Below are 24,983 nucleotides of genomic sequence, written 5' to 3'. Positions count from 1 at the left end.
TCAGCAGTCCAGTGGGTTGCGTTTGTCCGGGTCGATGCCGAACTTGGTGATGGCTTCAGCCACAACCTTGGGTTCGATATCGCCACGGTCAGCCAAGGCTTCCAGGGCAGCCAGCACGACGAAGTGACGGTCGACTTCGAAGAAGTGACGCAGCTTCTTGCGGCTGTCGCTGCGACCGAAGCCATCGGTACCCAGGACTTTGAACTCTTTGCTCGGTACCCACTGGCGAATCTGTTCGGCGAACAGCTTCATGTAGTCGGTAGAGGCGATGACCGGGCCTTTACGGCCAGCCAGGCACTCTTCGACGTAGGTAACCTGAGGTTTCTGACCCGGCTTGAGGCGGTTGCTGCGCTCTACAGCCAGGCCGTCACGACGCAGTTCGTTGAAGCTGGTAACGCTCCAGACGTCGGCGCCAACGTTGAACTCTTCACGCAGGATCTTCGCCGCTTCGCGGACTTCACGCAGGATGGTGCCGGAGCCCATCAGCTGAACGTGGTGCGCCGCTTCGCGGTTGTCTTCCTCGAGCAGGTACATGCCCTTGATGATGCCTTCTTCCACGCCGGCCGGCATGGCTGGCTGCTGGTAGGACTCGTTCATCACAGTGATGTAGTAGAAGACGTCCTGTTGCTCTTCGGTCATCTTCTTCATGCCGTCCTGGATGATCACCGCCAGCTCGTAGCCGTAGGTCGGATCATAGGTGCGGCAGTTCGGGATGGTGCCGGCCAGCATGTGACTGTGACCGTCTTCGTGCTGCAGGCCTTCACCGTTGAGGGTGGTACGGCCGGCGGTGCCGCCGATCAGGAAGCCACGGGTACGGCTGTCGCCAGCGGCCCAGGCCAGGTCGCCGATACGCTGGAAGCCGAACATCGAGTAGAAGATGTAGAACGGCAGCATCGGCTGGTTGTGGTTCGAGTACGAAGTACCGGCAGCGATGAAGGAGGACATGGCGCCTGCTTCGTTGATGCCTTCTTCGAGGATCTGGCCCTTCTTGTCTTCGCGGTAGAACATCACCTGGTCTTTATCGACTGGCTCGTAGAGCTGGCCGACGGACGAGTAGATGCCCAACTGGCGGAACATGCCTTCCATACCGAAGGTACGGGCTTCGTCCGGGATGATCGGGACGATGCGCTGGCCGATTTCCTTGTCCTTGACCAGTTGCGCGAGGATCCGCACGAAGGCCATGGTGGTGGAGATTTCACGGTCGCCCGAGCCGTCGAGGATCGCCTTCAGGGTTTCCAGTGGCGGGGTCGGGATGCTGAAGCTCTTCGCGCGGCGCTGTGGCACGAAGCCACCCAGGGCGTTGCGGCGCTCGGCCAGGTAACGGGCCTCGGCGCTGCCTTCTTCAGGCTTGAAGAATGGCAGGTTTTCCAGCTCTTCGTCCTTGACCGGGATGTCGAAACGATCGCGGAAGTGACGCAGGCTGTCGACGTCGACCTTCTTGGTGTTGTGCGCGGTGTTCTTGGCTTCGCCAGCACCGGTGCCGTAACCCTTGATGGTCTTGGCCAGGATGACGGTTGGCTGGTCTTTGTGGTTGACCGCCTGGTGGTAGGCCGCATAGACCTTGTACGGGTCGTGACCGCCACGGTTGAGCTTCCAGATCTCGTCGTCGGACAGGTCGGCGACCATGGCCTTGAGCTCTGGGGTGTTGAAGAAGTGCTCACGGACGAACGCGCCGTCCTTGGCCTTGTAGTTCTGGTACTCGCCGTCGATGACTTCGTCCATGCGACGCTGCAGGATGCCGTCGACGTCTTTGGCCAGCAGTGGGTCCCAGAAACGGCCCCAGACCACTTTGTTGACGTTCCAGCCACCGCCACGGAACACGCCTTCGAGTTCCTGGATGATCTTGCCGTTGCCGCGAACCGGGCCGTCGAGGCGCTGCAGGTTGCAGTTGATGACGAAGATCAGGTTGTCCAGCTTCTCGCGGCCAGCCAGCGAGATCGCGCCCAGGGATTCCGGCTCGTCGCACTCGCCGTCGCCCATGAAGCACCAGATCTTCTGCTTGCCTGCAGGGATGTAACCGCGGCTTTCCATGTACTTCATGAAACGCGCCTGGTAGATCGCCTGGATCGGACCCAGACCCATGGATACGGTCGGGAACTGCCAGAAATCAGGCATCAGCCATGGGTGCGGGTACGAAGACAGACCCTTGCCATCGACTTCCTGACGGAAGTTGTTCATCTGGTCTTCGCTGATGCGACCTTCCATGAAGGCGCGGGCGTAGACGCCTGGCGAGGCGTGGCCCTGGAAGTAGATCAGGTCGCCGCCGTGCTCTTCGGTCGGGGCCTGGAAGAAGTAGTTGAAGCCGATGTCGTACAGGGTGGCGCTGGAGGCGAAGCTCGAAATGTGGCCGCCCAGGTCCGAGTCTTTCAGGTTGGTGCGCATCACCATGGCCAGCGCGTTCCAACGCACCAACGAGCGAATGCGGCGTTCCATGAACAGGTCGCCAGGCATGCGTGCTTCGTGGGTTACCGGGATGGTGTTGCGGTACGGCGTGGTGATGGCATATGGCAGCTGGGAGCCACTACGGGTGGCCAGCTCGCCCATACGGGTCATCAGGTAGTGAGCGCGGTCTTCGCCTTCTTTGTCGAGAACCGACTCCAGGGCGTCCAGCCATTCCTGGGTTTCGACGGGATCGAGGTCTTGCATGGCTTGCTCCAGGGCGGAAAGGCTTCCAGAATCGGTTGCCTGAGTTTGCGACTGGCCTTTTGGGCAGACGACATGAAATTCTTGGATTACCGGAGAGTGTACCGGCGCTGTGTAGTTTTACTACAAATGAATCACCATTTCATGCTTTTGAAGTGATTTGACAGTAGTAAAACTACACAAATAAGGCTCGTGGCCGCTGTTCGGGTTGTGGGAAAAATCGATACCGGTGGTTAAAAACAAGTTAATAAAAGGTTTGCTGCGATGTTTTATGCCAGAAAATCAGATATTTCAGCTATTTCTAACTTTTGTACGACAGTCCAACCGTACCGCTCCCACTGCTGCCAACCCAATCTCGCCGATCAAGGATAGACCATGAGCCTGCCTTTGCTGGCCGAACTGCCGGCCACCCTCACCGCGTTGGCCAACCGTAACGAGCAATCGTTTCGTGCAGCGGTTGCCCAACAACTTGAATTGAGCGTTGATGACTGGAGCGCCGAACGCTGGGCACAGTTCGCCCGGGTGACCGCCGCCAGTGATTTCGTCCTTGAGCAGGTCGTGCGTGACCCCGCGATGCTGGTCGAGCTTGCCGCCAGCGGCGAACTGGACCGCGCCTTTGCCCCGGGCGAGCTGTGTGCCCAGGTTGCGTCCGCCAGCCAGGCTGCGCAGAGCGAAGACGACCTGGCGCGCAACCTGCGCCGCCAGCGCAGCCGCCAGCAGGTGCGGATCATCTGGCGTGACCTGAGCCGCCTGGCCGACCTGGTGCAGACCTGCCGCGATCTTTCCGATCTTGCCGACGCGTCTATCGACCAGGCCTACCACTGGTTGTACCCGCGCCACTGCCAGCAGTTCGGCACGCCGATCGGCCACCGCAGCGGTCAGCCCCAGCATATGGTGGTGCTGGGCATGGGCAAGCTGGGTGCGGTGGAACTGAACCTGTCGTCGGACATCGACCTGATCTTCGCCTTCCCCGAGGGCGGCGAGACCGAAGGGGTCAAGCGTTCGCTGGACAACCAGGAGTTCTTCACCCGCCTGGGACAACGCTTGATCAAGGCTCTGGACCCGATCACCGTCGACGGTTTTGTCTTCCGTGTCGACATGCGCCTGCGCCCCTACGGCTCGGCCGGCGCCCTGGTACTGAGCTTCAATGCCCTGGAGCAGTACTACCAGGATCAGGGGCGTGACTGGGAACGCTACGCGATGATCAAGGCCCGGGTGGTGGCCGGTGACCAGGTCGCCGGCGCGCAGTTGCTGGATATGCTGCGGCCCTTCGTTTACCGGCGCTACCTGGACTTCTCGGCCATCGAAGCGCTGCGCACCATGAAGCAGTTGATCCAGCAGGAAGTACGGCGCAAGGGCATGGCCGAGAACATCAAGCTGGGCGCCGGCGGCATTCGCGAAGTCGAGTTCATTGCCCAGGCTTTCCAATTGATCCACGGCGGGCGCGACCTGAGCCTGCAGCAGCGGCCCTTGCTCAAGGTGCTCTCGACCCTTGAAGGCCAGGGCTACCTGCCGCCGGCAGTGATTGCCGAGTTGCGCGAAGGCTATGAGTTCCTGCGCTATACCGAACACGCGATCCAGGCCATAGCCGACCGCCAGACCCAGATGCTCCCGGACGATGAGCTGGACCGCGCGCGCATTGCCTTCATGCTCGGTTTTTCCGACTGGCAGGGCTTCCACGCACAACTGATGCACTGGCGCGGGCGTATCGACTGGCACTTCCGGCAGGTGATTGCCGACCCGGACGAAGACGAGAATGAAGAAGGCGAAGTGATCGTCGGCGGCGAATGGCTACCGTTGTGGGAAGAAGCCCAAAACGAAGAGGCCGCTTGCCGTCAGTTGCAGGACGCCGGTTTCGCCGACCCACAAAAAGCCCTCAAGCAACTCGCCGGCCTGCGTGCCAGCCCGCAGTTGCGGGCCATGCAGCGCCTGGGTCGGGAGCGGCTGGATGCCTTTATTCCGCGCTTGCTGGCCCAGGCGGTGGAGCATGCCGATCCGGACCTGGTGCTGGAGCGGGTGTTGCCGCTGGTCGAAGCCGTCGCCCGGCGCTCGGCCTATCTGGTGCTGCTCACCGAAAACCCTGGTGCACTGCGCCGCCTGCTGACCCTGTGCGCCGCCAGTCCGTGGATCGCCGAACAGATCACCCGCTTCCCGCTGCTGCTCGACGAGTTGCTCAACGAAGGCCGGCTGTTCAGCCCGCCGCAGGCCCCGGAGCTGGCTGCCGAGCTGCGTGAGCGGCTGACGCGCATTCCCGAAGACGACCTCGAGCAACAGATGGAAGCCCTGCGCCATTTCAAACTGGCCCACAGCCTGCGCGTGGCGGCTTCGGAAATCGCCGGCAACCTGCCGTTGATGAAGGTCAGCGACTACCTGACCTGGCTGGCCGAAGCCATCCTCAACCAGGTGCTGGCCCTGGCCTGGCGCCAGACCGTCAGCCGTCATGGCCAGCCCAAACGCAGTGACGGCAGCCTGTGCGACCCCGGGTTCATTATTGTCGGCTATGGCAAGGTGGGCGGTATCGAGCTGGGCCACGGTTCGGACCTGGACCTGGTGTTCATTCACGACGGTGATCCGCAGGCCGAAACCGACGGTGCCAAGCCGATCGACAGCGCGCAGTTCTTTACCCGCCTGGGCCAGCGCATCATTCACCTGTTGACCACCCAAACCAACTCCGGGCAGCTCTACGACGTGGATATGCGCCTGCGGCCTTCGGGTGCTTCAGGGTTGTTGGTCAGCTCCCTGGGCGCCTTCGAACGTTACCAGCAGAACGAAGCCTGGACCTGGGAGCATCAGGCCCTGGTCCGCGCCCGGGTGCTGGTCGGTTGTCCGCAAGTGGGTTCGGCGTTCGAGGGTGTACGTTCGCGTATCCTCGGCCAGGCCCGTGACCTGCCCAAGCTGCAGGCCGAAGTCAGCGATATGCGCGCCAAGATGCGCGACAACCTCGGTACCAGGCTCAGCGCTGCCGGGACGGCGGCCAATGCATTCGATGCCGGGGTACCCTTCGACATCAAGCAGGATGCCGGTGGTATCGTCGATATCGAATTTATGGTGCAATACGCAGCTTTGGCCTGGTCTCACGACCATCCGGCACTGCTGCGCTGGACCGACAACATCCGCATCCTCGAAGAGCTCGAGCAGGCCGGGCTGATGCCCGCCAGCGATGCCGTGCTGCTGCGCGAGGTATACAAGGCGTTCCGTTCCGCCGCGCACCGCCAGGCCCTGCAGAAGCAGGCCGGGGTGATCGGCGCCGATCAGTTCGTTCAGGAGCGCCAGGAGGTGCGGCGGATCTGGTCGCAGCTAGGCTTGAGGTGATGCATCGACCAGGCGGTTCAGGCACCAGGACGCCTGCCACGACCACAGTACAGCCCGAGTGGCGTACACTGGTCGACATATAGCCTGAATATAAAGAGGGGAGGCCAGGCTGTTCACGGACAGTTTGCAGCCTCCCTGATCGTTTCTGGATAAAGCATGAGAATTTTGATCATTGGCCCCAGCTGGGTGGGCGACATGGTGATGGCGCAGACCCTGTTCCAGTGCCTCAAGCAACGTCACCCGGAATGTGTGATCGACGTGCTGGCGCCCGAGTGGAGCCGGCCGATCCTCGAACGCATGCCACAAGTGCGCCAGGCCTTGAGCTTCCCGCTCGGCCACGGCGCGCTGGAGCTTGCCACGCGCCGGCGTATCGGCAAGTCCCTGGCCGGCCAGTACGACCAGGCGATCCTGCTGCCCAACTCGCTCAAATCGGCACTGGTGCCGTTCTTTGCCGGCATCCCCAAGCGTACTGGCTGGCGCGGCGAACTGCGCTTTGGCCTGCTCAACGATGTGCGCAAACTCGACAAGGCCAAGTATCCGCTGATGATCGAGCGTTTCATGGCCCTGGCCTACCCGGCCGGCACTGAGCTTACGCAGCCGTATCCACGGCCGAGCCTGCAGATTCAGGCACAGAGCCGCGACGCTGCCCTGGCCAAGTTCGGCCTGAGCCTGGACCGCCCGGTATTGGCATTGTGCCCTGGTGCCGAGTTCGGTGAAGCCAAACGCTGGCCGTCGGAGCATTACGCCAAGGTCGCCGAGAGCAAGATCCGCGAAGGCTGGCAAGTCTGGCTGTTCGGCTCGAAGAACGACCACGCTGTCGGCGAAGCCATTCGCGCCCGCTTGATCCCTGGCCTGCGCGAAGAAGCGGTCAACCTCAGTGGCGAGACCTCGTTGGCCGAAGCTATCGACCTGCTGTCGTGCAGCGACGCGGTGGTGTCCAACGATTCCGGCCTGATGCACGTGGCTGCGGCGCTGAACCGCCCGCTGGTGGCAATCTACGGCTCGACTTCGCCAGGCTTTACCCCGCCCCTGGCCGATCAGGTCGAGGTGGTGCGCCTGGGCCTGGACTGCAGCCCCTGTTTCGACCGTACCTGCCGTTTCGGCCACTACAACTGCCTGCGTCAGCTTGAGCCACAAGCCGTGGAAGCGGCGCTGCAGCGTCTGAACGGCCCAAGCCTGATCGATGTCATGGCCGAGGTCGACTAAGTGCGGGTATTGCTGATCAAGACCTCGTCCCTGGGCGATGTGATCCATGCGCTACCGGCGCTGACCGACGCTGCCCGGGCCATTCCCGGTATCCGTTTCGACTGGGTGGTGGAAGAAGGCTTCGCCGAGATCCCCGGCTGGCACCCAGCGGTGGACAAGGTCATCCCGGTGGCCATCCGCCGCTGGCGCAAGAACCTCTGGCAGACCTTCAAAAGCGGCGAATGGCGCCAGTTCAAGCAGCGTCTGCGCGAGAGCAAGTACGACCTGGTGATTGACGCCCAGGGCCTGGTCAAGTCGGCCTGGCTGACCCGTTACGTCAAGGCGCCGGTGGCCGGCATGGACCGCTACTCGGCCCGTGAAGGGTTGTCCAGCCGCTTCTATGACCGGCGTTTGTCGGTGGAGCGCGGCCAGCATGCGGTGGAGCGGGTGCGCCAGCTGTTCGCCCTGGCCCTGGGTTACAACCTGCCGGCGGGCCTTGGCGATTACGGCCTGGACCTGAACCGCCTGCAGCTGCCGCCAGCGGCGCCGTTCGTGGTGTTTCTGCATGGCACCACCTGGGCGACCAAGCACTGGCCCGAAGCCTACTGGCGCCAGTTGGCCGAGCGTCTGGGTCAGCAAGGCCTGCAAGTACGCCTGCCGTGGGGCAACCCGGCCGAACAGGCGCGTGCCGAGCGCATCGCCAAGGGCCTGAACAACTGCCAGGTGTTGCCCAAACTCAATCTGGTGGGCGTGGCCCGGGTGTTGGCCGCAGCCAAGGCCTGTGTTGCCGTGGATACCGGCCTCGGTCACCTGGCGGCGGCACTGGATGTGCCGACCCTGTCGCTGTTTGGGCCGACCAACCCGGGGCTTACCGGGGCCTATGGCAAGTCCCAGGTGCATATCGCCAGCGACTTTGCCTGTGCGCCGTGCCTGCAGAAAAAATGTACCTATAAACCGAGCGCTGACGATCAGCGCCGGTTCGATCTCAAACGCGAGTGGCCGCTGTGCTTCACTCGCCTGAATCCCGAGCGTGTGGCGAGCCAATTGCGCGCGTTGCTGCTGGCTGAGGATGTTCGTTGATGCAACTGGCTTTTGTTCTGTACAAGTATTTCCCTTTCGGTGGCTTGCAGCGCGACTTCATGCGCATTGCCCTGGAGTGCCAGCGTCGCGGTCACCAGATCCGCGTCTACACGCTGATCTGGGAAGGTGATGTGCCCGAGGGTTTTGAAGTGCTGGTGGCGCCGGTCAAGGCGCTGTTCAACCACCGGCGCAACGAGAAACTCAGCGCCTGGATGGAAGCGGACCTGGCCAAGCGCCCGGTCGACCGCCTGATCGGTTTCAACAAGATGCCCGGGCTGGACGTTTATTACGCCGCCGACGGCTGCTTCGAGGACAAGGCGCAGAACCTGCGCAATTCGCTGTACCGGCGCTGGGGCCGCTACCGGCACTTTGCCGAGTACGAGCGGGCGGTGTTCGCCAAGGAGGCCAAGACCCAGATCCTGATGATCTCCGAAGTCCAGCAGCCGCTGTTCATCAAGCACTACGACACGCCGATTGAGCGTTTCCACCTGCTGCCGCCGGGCATCAGCCAGGATCGTCGCGCGCCGGCCAATGCCGCCGAGATTCGCGCCGAGTTTCGTCGCGAATTCGACCTCAAAGACGATCAGTTGCTGCTGGTGCAGATCGGCTCGGGCTTCAAGACCAAGGGCGTCGACCGTAGCCTCAAGGCCCTGGCCGCCTTGCCGTCGGCCCTGCGCAAGCGCACGCGCTTGATGGTCATCGGCCAGGACGACCCCAAGGTATTTCAGCTGCAAAGTGCGACCCTGGGCTTGACCGACCAGGTGCAATTTCTCAAGGGCCGCAGCGATATCCCGCGTTTTCTGCTTGGTGCCGATTTGCTGATTCACCCGGCCTACAACGAGAACACCGGCACCGTGCTGCTCGAAGCGCTGGTTGCCGGGTTGCCGGTGCTGGTCTCGGCGGTGTGCGGCTATGCCCATTACATTGCCGAAGCCGACAGCGGCCTGGTACTCGACGAGCCGTTCGAGCAGGAGCAGCTCAACCGCTACCTGCAGCGTATGCTCGACGACGGCAATGCCCGTGCCGAGTGGGCGTGCAACGGCCTGGCGTTCGCCGACAGCGCCGACCTCTACAGCATGCCCGAGCATGCCGCCGACGTGATCCTGGCGCAGGAGCGCGCATGAAACTGATACTGGCTGAGCCGTTCAAGCGCCTGTGGGCCGGGCGCGATGCCTTCGAGGCCGTCGAGGCCCTGCAAGGCGAGGTGTACCGCGAGCTGGAAGGCCGCCGTACCCTGCGCACCGAAGTCGAAGGCCGTGGCTACTTCGTCAAGATCCACCGTGGCATCGGCTGGGGCGAGATCTTCAAGAACCTGTTCACCGCCAAGCTGCCGGTACTCGGTGCCGGCCAGGAGTGGCAGGCCATCCAGCGCCTGCACGAAGTCGGCGTGCCGACCATGACGGCGGTCGCCTATGGCGAGCGTGGTGACAACCCGGCGACCCAGCATTCGTTCATCGTCACCCAAGAGCTGGCGCCGACCGTCAGCCTGGAAGATTTCAGCATCGACTGGCTCAAGCAGCCGCCAGAGCCGCGCCTCAAGCGTGCGCTGATCGCTGAAGTGGCGCGCATGACCGGGATGATGCACCGTGCAGGCGTCAACCACCGCGACTGCTATATCTGCCATTTCCTGCTGCACACCGATCGGCCGGTGACGGCCGATGATTTCAAACTGTCGGTCATCGACCTGCACCGCGCCCAGACCCGAGCGAAAATCTCTCGCCGCTGGCGCGACAAGGACCTGGCTGCGCTGTACTTTTCGGCGCTGGACATCGGCTTGACCCGACGCGACAAGTTGCGCTTCCTGCGTGGCTACTTCCAACAGCCGCTACGACAGGTCCTCGCCGAGGAAGCCGGGCTGCTGGCCTGGCTGGAAGGCAAGGCGCAGAAGCTCTATGAGCGTAAACAACGGTACGGAGACGCGCTCTGATGGCGGGTTGGAAACTGGAGCCTGCCTATCAGGCCCTGGCGCCGGATTTTGGCAGTATCGATGCAGTGTTCGCCCTCAAGGGCGAGCGTTTGACGCGTGACCCGCTGAGCGAAGTGATCCGGGTCGAGCGTGATGGGGTCAATTACTACGTCAAACGCTATACCGGCGCCGGCAAAGGCCTGCGCCGCTACCTGGGGCGCCCGCGGATCAAGGCTGAATGGCAGAACCTCAAGCAGTTCGCCAAGTGGGACATTCCCACTGCCGAAGTGGTCGCCTTCGGTCTTGAGCGCAATGGTCTGGCTTTTGGCCGCGGAGCGATGATCACCCGCGAGCTGCCGCGCACTGAAGACCTCTCGGCGCTGGCCGAGCGCAACGATGCGCGCCTGGCCGATCGCGCCTGGGTCGACCACATCAGCCGTCAGCTGGCACGGCACACGCGGATCATGCATGACCACCACTTCACCCATAACGACCTGAAGTGGCGCAATTTGTTGGTGGATGACCAGGCCACGCTATTCTTCATCGACTGCCCGACCGGCGATTTCTGGTGGGGCTTCATGCTGCGCTATCGCATCACCAAAGACCTTGCGTGCCTGGATAAAGTCGCCAAGTACCACTTGTCGAGTACCCAGCGTCTGCGCTTCTACCTGCAGTACCGCGGGCGCGAGCGCCTGAATGCGTCGGACAAGCGCCGCATTCGTCATGTGGTGACGTTTTTCGAGGGACGCGAATGACTGATTTTCTCGCCAGTGTCGATATGGCACTGCTTGAGCGCCATGGCCTCAATGGCTTCGACCAGCTCTGGGCCTTGCAGCTCGATGCGGTGGATGAGCCCAATACCGGCCGTGGCGGCTGGAGCAGCGTTTTTCGCCTGGAGCTTGAAGGCAAGGGCTATTACCTCAAGCGCCAGAGCGACTACCTGACCCGCACTTTGCACCGGCCGTTTGGCGAGCCGACCTTCGCCCGTGAGTTTCGCAATATCAGCCGCTACCAGAAGCTGGGTATCCCGGCTTTGCAGGCTGTGTACTACGGCGAGCGCAAAGTCGAAGGCGAGCGCCGGGCGATCCTCATGACCCGCGCCCTGGATGACTGGAGCGACCTCGACAGCCTGCTGGCGCAGTGGTCGCAGCTGGACATCGGCCAACGCCAGGGCATCCTGCGCGCCTGCGGGCAGCTGGCGCGGACCCTGCACGGGGCAAACCAGGTACATGGCTGCTTCTACCCCAAGCACATCTTTCTGCGCACCCGCAGCGATGGCTGGCAGGCACAACTGATCGACCTGGAGAAAACCCGGCCACTGCTGTTGGGCATGCGCGACCGGCTCAAGGACCTTGAACCGCTGTTGCGCCGGGCGCCGATCTGGAGTGAAGCTGAAGTGCGGGTGATGCTCTCGTCCTATCTGGACCAGTCCACCGACAGTGCATTGGTCGATACCTGGTTGCAGCGCCTGATGCGCCGCCGCCGTGAGAAAGAGGCGCGCTGATGCGATTGTCTGAACTCAAGGATGCCGGGCGTAGCCCGGACCTGCCCCTGAACATCGGCCTGGCCGATGCCGCGGGTAGCGCCGAGCTGCAGTTGCTCAGCCTGTTGCGGGTGCTACCGGGCCAGCGCTACGTTGGCGCCGGGATCTGGCGCGGCAAGCCGGTGCTGGCCAAACTGCTGGTCGGCAACAGCGCCGCCCGGCATTTCCAACGCGAGCTGGAAGGTGCACGGCTGCTGGCCGCGCAAGGCCTGACCACACCGTTGCTGCTGGCCGATGGCTTGCGCGAAGGCGAGGGTGGCTGGCTGCTGTTCGAGTTTCTTGAAGGGGCGGTGAGCCTGGCCGATGCCTGGGCTGAAGTCGAAGCCCTGCCACCGTTGGCCGATGAACAGCACCTGGTACTGGGTGACGCACTGACCGCCGTGGCGCAGATGCATGCCAAGGGCCTGTGGCAGGACGACCTGCACCTGGACAATCTGCTGCGCCACAACGGTCAGCTGTATTTGATCGATGGTGCCGGGATCAAGGCCCAGACCCTTGGCCAGCCGCTGTCGCGTCAGCAAGTGTTGCAGAACCTCGGGGTGCTGTTCGCCCAGTTGCCCAAGCGCCTTGAGCCTTTTATCGAAGAGCTGCTGGTGCATTACCTGCTGGCCAACGCCGAACACGCGCTGCCGCTGGAAACCCTGCAGAAGCAGATCGACAAGGTCCGCAGCTGGCGCCTGAAGGATTATCTCGACAAGGCCGGGCGCGAGTGCACGCTGTTCAGCGTCGAGCGCGGCCCCTCGGGCCTGCGTTCGATCCGCCGCACTGAAGTGGCTGCCATGCTGCCAGTGCTGGAGCAAGCCGACACCCTGATCGACCAGGGGCACCTGTACAAGACCGGTGGTGCGGCCAGTGTGGCGCGGGTTGATATCGATGGCCGGCGGTTGGTGCTCAAACGCTACAACATCAAGAACACCGCTCACTGGTTCAAGCGTTTCTGGCGCCCGAGCCGAGCCTGGCATTCGTGGATCGAAGGGCACCGCCTGGAGTTTCTTGGCATCTCCACGCCCAAGCCGCTGGCGGTGCAAGAACTGCGCTTCATGGGCTTGCGCAGCCGCGCTTACCTGGTCACCGAGTACGCCGATGGCCCGGACCTGCTGGCCTGCTTTGCGCCTTATGTCGACTCTGGCGAAGTGCCTGAGCAGCAGTTGCAGGCCCTGCAGCAACTGCTGGGTCAGTTGATCCACGAGCGCATCAGCCATGGCGACATGAAGGGCCACAACCTGTTCTGGCAGGACGGCCAATGGTCGCTGATTGATCTGGATGCCATGTGCCAGCATGCCACCCAGATGAGCTTTGCCCAGGCCTTTGCCCGCGACCGAGCGCGGCTGCTGCGTAACTGGCCGAGCGGTAGTGCCCTGTACAGGCGGCTGGATGAATGCCTGCCGAAATTGGCTGACTGATACGGCGTCATCGCGGGGCAAGCCCGCTCCTACAGAGATATCTGTGGGAGCGGGCTTGCCCCGCGATTGCTATCTCGCCAGACCGCGCAAACTGTAGAGCGCTGGCAAGCCTAATCCCACCCAGGCCAGCACGTCCCACCCGCCATCGCCCAGCAACGCGGCGAACAGGCCCAGCGCACTGATCAAGCCGATCAGGGTGGGCATGGCGAATACTGCCCACAGGCTCGACGACTTGCGCTTCATGGGTTGGCTCCCGGCGCCGAGGCCCGTCGACGCACCACCCACAAATACACACCGCTCCCCAGCACAATGATGGTCAGCACATCCAGCACGGCCCAGAGAATCTGCATCGGCCGGCCGCCGTAGTCACCGAAATGCAATGGCTGCGACAGGCCCATGGCATCCATGTACCAGGGGCGGTCACCGATAGCGGTGACTTGCAGGTTACTGGCGTCGATCAGCACCGGGGTCAGCAGGTGCGAGGTAAGGTGGCTGCCACCTTTCATGAACACCGCATAATGATGCTCACTGGAAAAGCGCGTGCCGGGGAAGGCGATGAAGTCCGGGACCATGCCCGGCGCGGCTTCTTCAGCGATATCCAGTACCCGGCTGACAGGCGCCAGTTGGGTCAGTGGTGGTGCATCGCGGTAGGGTGCAACCATTGCTGTCAGGCTCTCAAAGCGCCAGGCCGCGATGACCAGGTCCGACAGGGCGCTGATCACCCCGGTTACCCCCACGACCAACGCCCAGGTCAGGGTGACGATGCCGATCAGGTTGTGCAGGTCGAGCCAGCGCAGGCGTGTGGATTTGTCGTTGCGTACGGTGGCGAACTTCAGTCGACGCATGAATGGCGCGTAAAGCACCACGCCGGAGATGATCGCCACCACGAACAACAGGCCCATGAACGCCAGCAGCAGCTTGCCGGGCAGCCCTGCGAACAGGTCCACATGCAGGCGCAGCATGGTCATCATGAAACCGCCATTGGCCGAAGGCATTGCCACCGCTTCGCCCGTGCGTGCATCGAGCATGAAGGTGTGCGACGAGTTCGGCTCGGTACCCGCGGTGGCGGCCATGATCGCGATCACGCCGTTGCTGTCGTCCTCATCCCAACCAAAGTACTGCATGACCTCGCCCGGGCGATGGGCCTGGGCCTTGAGCACCAGTTCCTGCAGGTCGAGCCTGGGCGTATCGGCAGGCATTTGCTTGAGCACCGGGGCATCGCCCAGCAGGTGGTCGATTTCGTGATGAAAGATCAACGGCAAGCCGGTGAGCGCCAACATCAGCAGGAACAAGGTGCAGATTAGGCTGGTCCAGGTGTGTACCCAGGACCAGCGGCGTATGGTCTGGCTTTTCATCAGAACTTGTAGTTCACGCTGGCAACCACGTTGCGCTCGTCACCGTAGTAGCACCAGTAGCCGTCGCAGTTGGCCAGGTAGTCCTTGTTGAACAGGTTCTTGGCTTCGACGGCGACGGTCATGCCTTTGAGTGTGCTGACCTTGCGGCCCAGGTCGTAGTGTAGCGACGCGTCGTAGATGGTGTAGGAACCGACATAACCCAGATCGGTGTTAGTGGTGTTGCCGTAGTTGTCACCGACATAGCGCACGCCACCGCCAACACCGAAGCCGTCGAGCAGGCCGTTGTGCCAGGTGTAGTCAGCCCACAGGGTCGCCTGGTTGCGCGGGATCAGCGCCATGCGATTGCCTTGTTCGTCGGCCGCACCCTTGAGGATCTCGGTATCGGTGTAGCTGTAGGAACCGATCAGCTTGAGGTTTTCGGTTACCTGAGTGGTGGCTTCGAGCTCAAGGCCGCGGACCTGCAACTGGCCAACCTGGCGGGTGATGTTGCCCTCGGTGACTTCCACGTTGTCCTGGCGCAGGTCATACACGGCAGCGGTATACAGGTTCTTGCTGCCGACCGGCTGGTATTTGACACCGACTTCGTACTGATGCCCCTCGGTCGGTTTGAACGACTGGGTAGCATTGGCTGCGGCGCCGGAAGTCGGCTGGAACGACTCGGTGTAGGAGACGTACGGGGTCACACCGTTATCGAATACGTAGCTCAGGCCGACGTTGCCGGTGAAGGCCTTGTCACGCTCGGTGCTGGTGGCATCGTTCAGGTTGTGGAAGGTGGTGCCGGTGTGAATCCAGTCTTCACGCCCGCCCAGGGTCAGGCGCCAGTTGTCGAGGGCGATCTGGTCCTGCACGTAGAAGCCGGTCTGGCGGGTCTTCTGACCGTAGTCGTACATGGTGAAGTACGACACCTTGGAAAAGTCCTGGCCGTACGGCGGCTTGATCACATTGCCTGGCGGCACGCTGCCGCTCAGGCCGTAGTCCCAGCGGTAGTTGGTGTTCGAGCGCTGGTGGTCCAGACCAATCAGCAAGGTGTGGCTCAGGTCGCCGGTCTGGAAGTCGGCCTGGAAGTTGTTGTCGACGGCGAACTGGCTGATGTCTTCGTTGACGATGCCGGTTTCTCGCGGGACGGTGCCGTCAGGCTGGATCGTGTCGTTGTTCATGGTCGCAACGTTGATGCCCTGGAACGACAGGTCGCTCTTGGTGTAGCGCAGGTTCTGGCGGAACTGCCAGACATCGTTCAGACGGTGCTCGAAGGCATAGCCCAAGGCGTAGTAGGTGCGATCGTAGAACTCCCAGTCCGGATCACCGAGGTTTTTGTGGTGGGAGATGTCGCCTGCCGGCGAGCCCAGCTTGGTGCCCTGCAGCGGGAGGAACTGGCCGCTGATACCGGTATCGTCGCGGGTGAACTGGGTGATGAAGGTCAGGCTGGTGTCTTCATCCATGTTCCAGGTCAGGCTCGGCGCGAGGTTGTAGCGCTTGTCCGGTACATGATCGGTCGGCGCGCCGCTGTCGCGTACCACGCCGCTCACACGGTACAGGAACTGACCCTCGTCATCGATCTTGCCGGTACTGTCGAAGTTGATCTGGCGGTGGTTGTTGCTGCCCACTTGAGCTTCGATCTGGTGGGCGCTTTGCGCTTGGGGGCGACGGCTGACCATGTCGAGCATGCCACCGGGCGGGGTCTGGCCATACACCGAGGATGCCGGGCCGCGCAGCACGGCGATACGCTCAAGGTTCCACGGCTCGACTTTCGGGTTGGCGAACGAGCCTTTGGGCAATGGCAGGCCGTCGAGGAACTGGGTCGGGTCGAAGCCGCGCACCCGCAGCCAGTCGGCGCGGGTGTCGGAGGCGTAGCCGCTGCTTTGCACGCCGGCGGTGTAACGCAGGGCATCGTTGAGGTTGAGGACTTGGCGATCGTCCAGTTGTTCGCGGGTAATCACGCTCATCGAGCGCGGTGCTTCTACGATCGGCGTGTCGGTTTTGCTGCCAGCGGCAGTGCGGGTCGCGGTGAAGCCGGTAGCCGGGCCCCAGGCACTTTCATAATCGCTGCGCGCGTTGACGCTGGTTTCCGGCAGGGCCAGGGTGCCGTCGGGGGCGGCGATCAGGCTGTAGGTACCGGCACTGCTTTGTTGCAGTTGCAGGCCGGTGCCGCGCAGGGCCGCTTGCAGGGCGCCGACGCCATCGTACTGGCCGCTGACTGGCGCCGAGGTACGACCGCTGGCCAGGCTCGGGTCCAGGGCCAAGGCAATGCCGGCCTGGCTGGCGATCTGGTTCAGTGTGGTCGACAGCGGTGCGGCAGGCAGGTTGTAGCTGCGCAGGCCGCCCGATTGCTCGGCGGCGATCAGCGGGCTGCTCGCCAGAGGTGCTGTCAGGGCAATGGCCATGGCCAGCAAGCTGGGACGCAGGAAGTTCTCAAAAGCGCGGGACATACAGCGGCTCCTCGACGAAAGTAAGTGCTAACTAGCTTCCTTGCCGAGTGAGTTGGGATAAGTGTCAGGGGGGAGTGAAAATAATTTTGATTTGTATTGCACAAGGGGCTGCTGACGTGGCCTATCGCCTGCAAGGCCGGCTCCCATGGGCCCTCAGGGCGTCTTGTGTTTGGCTACTACCGTCACCCACCACGGCGTGCGCTGCTCGATCTGCACCGGTAAGGTCGGCAGCAACGACGTCAGCGCAAGGTCGGTGTCGTTGAGCGGGAAGCTACCGGTGATGCGCAGGTCAGCCACTTCTGCGGCAACGCCCAGGTGGCCGCTGCGATAGCGCCCCAGTTCGTCGACCAGGTCCGCCAGGCGCACGTTGTCGACGACCAGCATGCCACGGGTCCAGGCATCGGCACCGACGTCCAGGCCGTCAGCCCGGCCCAGACGGTCGTGGTTCATCAGCACTTGCTGACCTTCCTTGAAGATCTGTTCGTCGCCGCTGTTTTGTGGCCGGGCGGCCACTGCCGACTGCAGTACGCTCAGGCGTGTGCCCTGGTCTTCAAGCTTGACCAGAAAACGCGTGCCCAGCGCACGCAGGCGGCCATCGGCGGTGCTGACGACAAAGGGACGGTCATCCTTGTGGCCGGTCTCGATGGAGATTTCGCCTTCGTGCAAGACAATCAGGCGCTCTTTGCCATCGAAGCGGATATCTACCGCCGAATGGGTGTTGAGACTGATCAGGGTGCCGTCGGTCAGGCGCAAGGTGCGCTGCTCACCCGTGCCGGTGCGCTGGTCGGCCAGCCAATAGCCCAGCGATTGATGGGCACTGACCCAGCTCAACAGGCCAACCACCAGCACCAGGCTGGCCACGCCGCGGCCCAGCTTGCGTACCCGCTGGCGTAGACCGGCGCGTGATTGCAGCAGGGCTTGGCGCGCCGGGCCGGCCGCAGCGCTAAAGCGCTGGTCAAGCATGCCCAGTTGCATCCAGGCGCGGGCGTGTTCTTCGCTGGCGGCATGCCAGCGGGCGAATTCGGCGCGCTCATCGGCGCTGCCACTGCCCGAATCCAGGCACAATTGCCAGGCGATGGCGGCATCCAGCACCCGGGTTGAAACCGGCTGGTTGTTCATGTCGGCTCACCGTACAGCGCCACGTAACATTGACGCATGCCCTGGGCCAGGTACTGGCGCACCCGCGAGACCGAGACGCCCAGACGCTCGGCGATCTCGGCATGACCCAGGCCGTCCAGGCGGTTGTACAGAAAGGCTGCCCGGGCCTTGCTCGACAGCTTGCCAAGCAGGCGGTCGATGGCCTTGAGGTCTTCGAGGATCAGATGCTGTTGTTCCGGGGAGGGGTGCTCGGCTTCGGGAATCAGCATCAGTTCGGCCAGGTACGCCTGCTCCAGTGCTGCGCGGCGAAAGTGGTCGAACAACAAGCCCTTGGCGATGGCCAGCAGGAACGCCCGGGGTTCGCGTGGTACAGGCAATTGCTCACGCCCGAGCAGGCGCACGAAGGTGTCCTGGTTCAGGTCTTCGGCACGGTCGGCGCAAGCGATGTTGCGCCGTAGCCAGGCGAGCAGCCAACTGCGATGGTCGCGATACAGCGCACCGACCAGCTCAGTGTGTGGGCTTTGCACAGACGACAAGGCGTTCCCCGAAAAGACACGTTAACTAACGAGAATTATTCGCGATTGTCGCAGATGCTCCCGGTCAGATGCAATTCACGCTCATCGGATGATGTTCAAAAGCCATGGCTTTGTTGGCGACGCCTGCGCAGGCGCTGCAGTTGTTGATCGAGCAGTGCCGGGCTGTCCAGTTTTTGGCGCCGGGCCTGGCTTAACAGGATCAGGGCCAGTTCGGCGGTCACCATGGCGTCGGCGCTGGCGTTGTGGCGTTCGGCAACCTCCAGGTTGAAGCAGGCGGTCCAGTCATCCAGCCCGGCTTCGCGCAGGGTGATCTGCGGGTTGAGCAATGGGGCCAACTCGGCGACATCGAAGAACGGATGCTGCAGGCGATAGCCCAGGTGGTCTTTCAAGGCGCGGCCGAGCATTCGCTGGTCGAAAGGCGCATGAAAGGCCAGCAGCGGGCTGTCGCCGATAAAGTCCATGAGATCGAGCAGCGCGTCAGCCGGTTCGCAGCCTGCGGCGATGGCACTGGGGCCCAGGCCGTGGATCAGTACGCTGGAAGTGAGCTTGTGGTCGCGCTGGTGCAGGGTGCGCTCGAACTGCTGGCTGAAGTCGATGGCGCCGTCTTCGATGACCACGGCGCCAATCGATAGCACCTGGTCACGATTGAGGTTCAGGCCACTGGTTTCCAGGTCGAGCACCACCCAGCGCTGCTGGCGCAGGCTGTGTTCAGCCAGCGGCGCCGGTGCCGCCAACTGTTCCAGGCGCTGGCGCAGTTGCTCGTCCAGGCGCGGTTGATTGGGGCGTAGCCAGGCAAACAGACTCATAGCTGGTACCGCAAGGCCAGGCTGCTTTGCAGGCGTTGCGCCTGGCGCAGGGATTCGCGCAGGATGCGCCGGTCCAGATGATTGAGGCTATCGGGATCGACCCGGTTGGAATACGCCAGGTTCTGCCGGCTTTGCAACTGATGCTGCTGCATGCGGGTTTGCTGGATGAAGTGGTAAGCCTCTTCATAGGCAGCGCCGTCGAGCGCCTCGATGACCTTCTTGGCCACCAGTTGGCGCAGGCGTTCCAGGGTGTTGTTGGCGCCGATGCCGTTGGCCAGGGCCAGCAGGCGTGCGCCATCGACAAACGGCGTCAGGCCCTGGACCTTGAGGTCGAGGGTCGCGGCCTTGTCGTTGCCCTGGCGGGTTAATACGAACTCGCGAAAGCGTCCAACCGGCGGGCGCTGGCGCAGGGCATTTTCGGCCATCATGCGCTGGAACAGGCGGTTGTCGGCGACTTGTTCGAGGATGCTCTGGCGCAGCTGTTCACAGGCGAGCTCATTGCCCCAGACCACCCGCAGGTCGAAGTAGATGCTCGAAGCCAGCAGGTTTTCCGGCGTAGCTTCGCGAATGAAAGCGGCAAAGCGTCGTGACCATTCGGCACGAGACAAACACAGCTCGGGGTTGCCGGCCATGATGTTGCCTTTGCACAGGCTGAAGCCACATTGCGCCAGGCCCTGGTTGATGTGTTGGGCCAGCGGCAGCAGGCGCCCGCGTAGCTCGGCGGCATGGGCGGCATCACGGGCTTCGAAGAGGATGCCGTTGTCCTGGTCGGTGTGCAGGGTCTGTTCGCGGCGGCCTTCACTGCCAAAGCACAGCCAACTGAACGGCACGCCCGGGTCGCCCTTGTCTTCGATGGCCAACTCGATGACCCGGCACACGGTATGGTCGTTGAGCAGGGTGATGATCTGGGTGATCTGTGTCGAGGACGCCCCGTGGGCCAGCATGCGCTCGACCAGTTGGCTGATTTCACCGCGCAGCGAAACCAGGCTTTCAACTCGGCTGGCGTGGCGGATGGTGCGGGCCAGATGCACCAGGTCGACGCGTTGCAGGGAGAACAGGTCGCGCTCGGACACCACACCGCACAGGCGCTGCTCGTCAACCAGGCAGACATGGGCGATATGCCGCTCGGTCATGGCGATGGCCGCATCGAAGGCACTGGCTTGCGGGCTCAGGTAGAAGGGCGCGGCGGTCATGTGCCGGTTGATGGGGCTGGCGAAGTCGGCGCTGGCATCGGCCACTACCTGACGCAGGTCGCGCAGGGTGAAGATACCGATAGGGAAGCGTTGTTCGTCGACAATGACAATGCTGCCAACCTGCTGTTCGTGCATCAGGCGCACAGCTTCCCGCAGCGGCGTTGCCGGATCACAGACCACGGGGTGACGCATGGCCAGTTCACCCAGGCGGGTGTTCAGTGAATACTGGTTGCCAAGGGTTTCCACCGCGCGGCGCTGGACCTGCTGGTTGACCTGGTCGAGCAGGCTGCTGACTCCGCGCAGGGCAAAGTCACGGAAGGCTTCGGACAGGGTGAACAAGCGGATGAACGCGGCTTTGTTCAATTGCAGGCAGAAGGTGTCTTCGCCGGCCAGGTGTTCGGTGCGGGTAGCCCGCTCGCCTAGCAGGGCAGCGAGGGGGAAGCATTCGCCGCTGGTGATCTCGAAGGTGGTCTCGGTGCCAGGGCGGGTCACGTGCTGGCGCTCGCCGACCACCCGACCCTGCTTGACGATATAGAAGTGCTCGACCGGGCCGTCGCTGGGCTTGATGATGCTGTCATTGGCTGCATAGAAGCGCAGTTGGCACTGTTCGACGAGAAACGCCAGGTGGGCGTTCTCCATCTGGTTGAACGGTGGGAAGCGTTGCAAAAATTGCATGGTCCCCTGGATGTTCTGCATGACTGCAGTTTTTCCTGCCTGGGTGAAGGCGTCCATTTTGCTCATGAGCATTACCGCGTCGTTGTGCCGACCTGTGACCATCGACCTTGTTGTTGTCGTTGTTCATGGTCGGTCGCGGACTGCCCAGTGCCCATTGGACGTAAGTCTATAAATGGCGTCAGGGTGTTGAAGCGTTGCGTCATGTGTCAATTACCCGACGAAAGGCAGTTTGCATCTAATCTGAATGCGGTCTGAACTTGATTCACAGGACATTTTTGCAGGTTATTGATGATGAGACAGCCATGTCCGACCATGACGACATACTGAGCGAAGCCGAGCGTGAGGCACTGGCATCGGTAACGGCGCCAGCGGCTACGCCGCTGAAAGTATTGATTGTCGATGATGACAAGGCGAGTCGTGAGGCATTGGCTGCCTACCTGTCGAGCCATGGCATTGTTTGTATCACTGAAGGGCGGCCTGAGGCCGCACTGCAGTATCTGGAAAGGCAAGCGGGTATCGGCGTGCTGATCACCGACCTGCGCATGGCTCCGCTGGACGGCCTCGATCTGATCGGCAAGATTCGTGAATCAAAACGCGCGGAGCTACCCATCATCATCGTCTGCGGTGATGCCGAGGTAGAGGATGCCATTGCCGCCATGCACCTGAGTGTCGTTGATTTCCTGCTCAAACCCCTGATCGACGAAAAACTGAAGGGGTTGGTCAGATTGATCAAACGCGAACTGGGCATCCACAGAGGCTGAACCGGGTCAGTGGGGCGTCAGTTGGGTGGTTTTGCCCATGAGCAGCTCAAGGCGCCTGGCACTGATGAACAAGGCCAGGGCGCTCAGGGTCAGACCTATGGCCGCCAGCCTGGCGGCGTTGGTTGACTCTTCGAATACCCACCAGGAAATGACCAGGCCCCAGATCGGTACCAGGATCGAGTAAGGAGCAATCTGGCTGACCGGGTACTTGTGCATTTGCTTGTTCCAGACCCAGTAGCCAAGCAAGGTGGAAATGTAGGCCTGGTACATGATCGAGAAGTAGGCAGATGCCTCATAGCCCTTGAACAATTGCACAAAGGGCGTTGGCCCCTGGACCAGGTAGGTGGCCAGGAACAGCGCAGGAATGGCGAACAGGCACGACCACACCAGAAAGGCGAAGGCATCCTTGAGCCCGCACAACTTGATGATGATGTTGCACAGGCTCCAGCACAGGGCGGCCAGCAGCACGAACAGCACCCCGGTTATCGACAGGTTGTCACCGCTGGTGTGAATGACCAGGCCAAGGCCGACGAGCGCGAGAGCAATGGCGCCGAGCTCTATGCGGTTGAGTTTTTCGCCAAAGAACATTACGCCCCAGCCCACGGTAAAGAAGGCGCTGAACTGCAGAAGCAGCGAGGCGATGCCGGGATTGACGCCCCAGGCGATACCGAGGTTGAGTAGCCAGGCCATGCCGGCGCCGAACAGCAACCCGTAAAGGGCAATGAACTTCAGGCCGACGGCCTGGGGTTTGCGGAGAAAGAAGATCAGCGGGAACACGCAGAAAAAGAACCGCAACGCGGTCAGCATGTACGGGTCGACGGTACCCAGGCTGGTACCGATGAACGAGAAGTTGGCGCCCCACAACAGGGCAACCAACAGAATGACGATTACATCCCTGGTGGCAATCTTGCGAGATGACATCCTTGTCTCCAAAAGCTGGCAAGCGGTAGTGGGCTTGCCATGTTGGGCAAACCAGCCTTGGCGGACTATCAGGTACAGGCATCGATTGAAGGCTTAAATTTCCCCCTGCTGCGTAGGACCTGCAAGCATGAGTAATCTGTGGCCAGGGCGAAGGTCGTGGCTATTGCTCAAGAACGTAACGTGCAAGCTGCTCAAGCTCTTCGCTGGACAGCCCAGTGAACGGCGGCATGGGGATTTGCCCCCAGCGGCCGGAACCACCTTCGCCGATATGCCCGGCCACGGTCCTCAATGCCTCGGGTTGTTCGCGGTATCGCTGAGCGATGTCTTTGAACGACGGGCCGACGATCTTCTGCTCCAGCGCATGACAACCGAGGCAGGCGTTGCGCGAGAGCAGATCATCCAGGTTGCCGGCCTGAGCCACCGGCAGTGGCGCCCGCTCTTCGCTGCCATAGGCCGCACTCAGGTACAGGCCAATGCTCTGTATGTCGCTGTCGCTCAAGGGCGCCTTGTAATTGTCGCGCATCTTGCTGACCAGCCCGGTCCATTGCGCCTGGTCCATGCCAGGGGGCTGGAACTCGACGTAGTCGGCGGAATGACAGATGCCGCACTTCTGGGTAGCCAGGGTGTAGCCGGGCATCTGGGCGCTACGCAATGGGATGGTTTCGGCCGGGAGCTGGATGCTCAGGGTTGAGCTGTGGGCCGCAGGCGTGCTGAGCAGCCCCAGCACAAGCATCCAGGCGGTGATGGGCAGTTTCATATGTGGCAGGTCCTATACGACGATCAGTTCGAGCGTTTCGATGACATTGCGCGAGTAGCCGCTGGGGTTCCAGCTCGCCTCGCTGGGTTGTATCTCACCGCGTTGGCTGCGCGCGCGTACTTGTAGGCTGACCGGACCTGCGCTGCGTGCTGTCCAGGTGCTCGTCCACTGGCGAAAGGCAAACCGCCCCGGATCCGCGGCCAGGGTGGCGGCCTGCCAGCTCTTGCCGCCGTCATCGGAAAGGTCCACGGCGGCGATGCCGCTGCCACCGTCGAAGGCGATGCCGCGCAGTGCGATGGGCTGGCCCAGGGCAACGCTGTCGCCGCTCTTGAGGCTGGTGATGAAGGAGCGGACTTTCATCTCGCCAATCGGCCGGGTACGTTCCGGGCTGGCCCCCGGCGGAGTGCATTCGCAGTCGTTGTCCGGGATGCGGTAACGGGATTTCATGTAGGCCCCGGCAAAGGTGTGATCGAGCACTTCAATCTCGTTCAGGTGCTTGATCCAGTAGGTGGCGAAGTAACCGGGCACGATCAGCTTGAGCGGGTAGCCGTTGAGGAAGGGCAGGTCTTCACCGTTCATGGCCCAGGCCAGCATTGGCTCCGGACTTAGTGCGTGGTCGATGTCCAGTGCCTTGATGTAGGCTGGCGTTGCTTCCAGCACCGGCCGGTCCATGCCCTGGAAGCTTACCTGGCGCGCACCAGCCTTGACCCCGGCATGCTCGAGCAGAGTCCTGAGCGGCAGGCCGGTCCAGCGTGCGTTGCCCATGGAACCATGGCCCAGCTGTGAGCCGAACACCCGTGGTGAAGAGAACCCACGGCTGTTGCCCGAGCACTGCTGGACTGCTGTCAGCTCCACGGCGGGGCCAAGCTGCTTGAGTTGTTCAAGGCTAAGTGACAGTGGGCGTTCAACCTGCCCTTTGAGGGTCAGTCGATACTGCGTCGCGTCGATGCTGGTGGGGATGTTGGCCAGGTTGTAGCGCACGAAGAAGGCGTCGTTGGGGGTCAGCAGGCTTTCGTTGAAGACGCTGAAGGGGGTTTCCAGGTGCGGAGGCCGTGCGGTGATCAGCATCATCGGTCGCTTCTGGGGGTAGTTGACCAGGGGGCGCGTACCGTTGGCGAACAGTTGTGCTTCTTGCCCGGCGAACACCGCCCCGGGGACCAGGGCGAGCCCTGCCGAGGCCAGCCCGAGGCCTTGCAGGAGCTGGCGCCGATTCAAATTGGGAGCATCGTTCATGCAGTGTCCATCCTTTACCGTTTTGGCAGGGTCGGACTGTATTTTTGGCTCTGGTGTAGACGGGTAAAATCGGGCTGCTCTGCAAGTTGGCGAGCATTGTTCGCTGAATCGTGTAGGACTTAAAAACACAAAAGCCCCACACCCGAGGGG

At 62.4% G+C, this 24,983-nt stretch carries 20 protein-coding genes; 9 read left to right on the top strand and 11 right to left on the bottom strand.

From position 1 onward, the window contains the following. Nucleotides 1-2,646, bottom strand: a complete 2,646-nt coding sequence (gene aceE, locus EXN22_RS25545; protein ID WP_130266633.1) for a pyruvate dehydrogenase (acetyl-transferring), homodimeric type — start codon at nt 2,644-2,646, stop codon at nt 1-3. Between the two features lie 372 nt (nt 2,647-3,018). On the opposite strand from aceE, the gene glnE reads away from it, so the two are divergent. From glnE to EXN22_RS25505, 8 genes are all read left to right on the top strand, one after another. After that, entirely contained in the window at nt 3,019-5,955 is a 2,937-nt protein-coding gene (glnE, locus tag EXN22_RS25540; RefSeq protein ID WP_130266632.1) for a bifunctional [glutamate--ammonia ligase]-adenylyl-L-tyrosine phosphorylase/[glutamate--ammonia-ligase] adenylyltransferase, read from the top strand. Nucleotides 5,956-6,111: 156 nt separating this feature from the next. Further along, nucleotides 6,112-7,161 carry a lipopolysaccharide heptosyltransferase II gene (gene waaF / locus EXN22_RS25535; protein ID WP_130266631.1) on the top strand — a complete coding sequence of 350 codons (1,050 nt, stop codon included), beginning with the start codon at nt 6,112-6,114 and terminating at the stop codon, nt 7,159-7,161. Further along, nucleotides 7,162-8,220 carry a lipopolysaccharide heptosyltransferase I gene (waaC, locus tag EXN22_RS25530; protein WP_130266630.1) on the top strand — a complete coding sequence of 353 codons (1,059 nt, stop codon included), beginning with the start codon at nt 7,162-7,164 and terminating at the stop codon, nt 8,218-8,220. Next, nucleotides 8,220-9,344, top strand: a complete 1,125-nt coding sequence (locus EXN22_RS25525) for a glycosyltransferase family 4 protein (RefSeq protein WP_130266629.1) — start codon at nt 8,220-8,222, stop codon at nt 9,342-9,344. The genes waaC and EXN22_RS25525 overlap by 1 nt, the downstream gene beginning before the upstream one ends. Beyond that, entirely contained in the window at nt 9,341-10,147 is an 807-nt protein-coding gene (gene rfaP, locus EXN22_RS25520; protein WP_130266628.1) for a lipopolysaccharide core heptose(I) kinase RfaP, read from the top strand. The genes EXN22_RS25525 and rfaP overlap by 4 nt, the downstream gene beginning before the upstream one ends. Then, nucleotides 10,147-10,881, top strand: a complete 735-nt coding sequence (locus tag EXN22_RS25515) for a lipopolysaccharide kinase InaA family protein (protein WP_130266627.1) — start codon at nt 10,147-10,149, stop codon at nt 10,879-10,881. The genes rfaP and EXN22_RS25515 overlap by 1 nt, the downstream gene beginning before the upstream one ends. Further along, nucleotides 10,878-11,630 carry a lipopolysaccharide kinase InaA family protein gene (locus tag EXN22_RS25510; protein ID WP_130266626.1) on the top strand — a complete coding sequence of 251 codons (753 nt, stop codon included), beginning with the start codon at nt 10,878-10,880 and terminating at the stop codon, nt 11,628-11,630. Before EXN22_RS25515 ends, EXN22_RS25510 begins: the two co-directional genes overlap by 4 nt. Beyond that, a complete protein-coding gene (locus EXN22_RS25505; RefSeq protein ID WP_130266625.1) occupies nt 11,630-13,072 on the top strand; it encodes a lipopolysaccharide kinase InaA family protein in 1,443 nt (480 codons plus the stop codon). Before EXN22_RS25510 ends, EXN22_RS25505 begins: the two co-directional genes overlap by 1 nt. A gap of 69 nt (nt 13,073-13,141) precedes the next feature. Here EXN22_RS25505 and EXN22_RS26265 read toward each other — a convergent pair whose 3' ends face one another. The 7 genes from EXN22_RS26265 to EXN22_RS25475 all read right to left on the bottom strand — a co-directional run bounded on the left by EXN22_RS26265 (nt 13,142) and on the right by EXN22_RS25475 (nt 21,227). Beyond that, complete coding sequence (locus EXN22_RS26265; protein ID WP_165392263.1) at nt 13,142-13,315, bottom strand: hypothetical protein; 174 nt, start codon at nt 13,313-13,315, stop codon at nt 13,142-13,144. Continuing rightward, the gene (locus tag EXN22_RS25500; protein WP_130266624.1) at nt 13,312-14,427 is read right to left on the bottom strand and encodes a PepSY-associated TM helix domain-containing protein; all 1,116 of its coding nucleotides are present in this window, start codon (nt 14,425-14,427) and stop codon (nt 13,312-13,314) included. The genes EXN22_RS26265 and EXN22_RS25500 overlap by 4 nt, the downstream gene beginning before the upstream one ends. After that, nucleotides 14,427-16,853: a TonB-dependent siderophore receptor gene (locus EXN22_RS25495; RefSeq protein WP_130266623.1), complete on the bottom strand. Its 2,427-nt coding sequence runs from the start codon at nt 16,851-16,853 to the stop codon at nt 14,427-14,429. Before EXN22_RS25495 ends, EXN22_RS25500 begins: the two co-directional genes overlap by 1 nt. Before the next feature lie 153 nt (nt 16,854-17,006). Then, on the bottom strand, nt 17,007-17,972 hold the full coding sequence (locus tag EXN22_RS25490) for a FecR family protein (RefSeq protein ID WP_130266622.1): 966 nt from the start codon (nt 17,970-17,972) through the stop codon (nt 17,007-17,009). Next, the gene (locus EXN22_RS25485; RefSeq protein WP_130266621.1) at nt 17,969-18,487 is read right to left on the bottom strand and encodes an RNA polymerase sigma factor; all 519 of its coding nucleotides are present in this window, start codon (nt 18,485-18,487) and stop codon (nt 17,969-17,971) included. The genes EXN22_RS25490 and EXN22_RS25485 overlap by 4 nt, the downstream gene beginning before the upstream one ends. 95 nt (nt 18,488-18,582) lie before the next feature. After that, a complete protein-coding gene (locus EXN22_RS25480) occupies nt 18,583-19,293 on the bottom strand; it encodes a 3'-5' exonuclease (protein WP_130266620.1) in 711 nt (236 codons plus the stop codon). Then, a complete protein-coding gene (locus EXN22_RS25475; RefSeq protein WP_130266898.1) occupies nt 19,290-21,227 on the bottom strand; it encodes a DUF294 nucleotidyltransferase-like domain-containing protein in 1,938 nt (645 codons plus the stop codon). The genes EXN22_RS25480 and EXN22_RS25475 overlap by 4 nt, the downstream gene beginning before the upstream one ends. A gap of 236 nt (nt 21,228-21,463) precedes the next feature. Between EXN22_RS25475 and EXN22_RS25470 the strand changes: the two genes are divergently transcribed. Continuing rightward, nucleotides 21,464-21,922, top strand: coding sequence for a response regulator (locus EXN22_RS25470; RefSeq protein WP_130266619.1), 459 nt, complete (start codon nt 21,464-21,466; stop codon nt 21,920-21,922). Between the two features lie 6 nt (nt 21,923-21,928). Here EXN22_RS25470 and EXN22_RS25465 read toward each other — a convergent pair whose 3' ends face one another. The 3 genes from EXN22_RS25465 to sorA all read right to left on the bottom strand — a co-directional run bounded on the left by EXN22_RS25465 (nt 21,929) and on the right by sorA (nt 24,833). Continuing rightward, a complete protein-coding gene (locus EXN22_RS25465) occupies nt 21,929-22,843 on the bottom strand; it encodes an EamA family transporter (RefSeq protein ID WP_130266618.1) in 915 nt (304 codons plus the stop codon). A 160-nt stretch (nt 22,844-23,003) separates the two neighbouring features. Further along, nucleotides 23,004-23,600: a c-type cytochrome gene (locus tag EXN22_RS25460; protein ID WP_130266617.1), complete on the bottom strand. Its 597-nt coding sequence runs from the start codon at nt 23,598-23,600 to the stop codon at nt 23,004-23,006. A gap of 12 nt (nt 23,601-23,612) precedes the next feature. After that, nucleotides 23,613-24,833: a SorA family sulfite dehydrogenase catalytic subunit gene (gene sorA / locus EXN22_RS25455; RefSeq protein ID WP_130266616.1), complete on the bottom strand. Its 1,221-nt coding sequence runs from the start codon at nt 24,831-24,833 to the stop codon at nt 23,613-23,615. Between the last annotated feature and the right edge of the window lie 150 nt (nt 24,834-24,983).

The organism is Pseudomonas tructae, from assembly GCF_004214895.1.
Lineage (GTDB): Bacteria > Pseudomonadota > Gammaproteobacteria > Pseudomonadales > Pseudomonadaceae > Aquipseudomonas > Aquipseudomonas tructae.
Note: the sequence above shows the minus strand (reverse complement) of the source record. Positions and strands in the feature narration are given on the sequence as shown.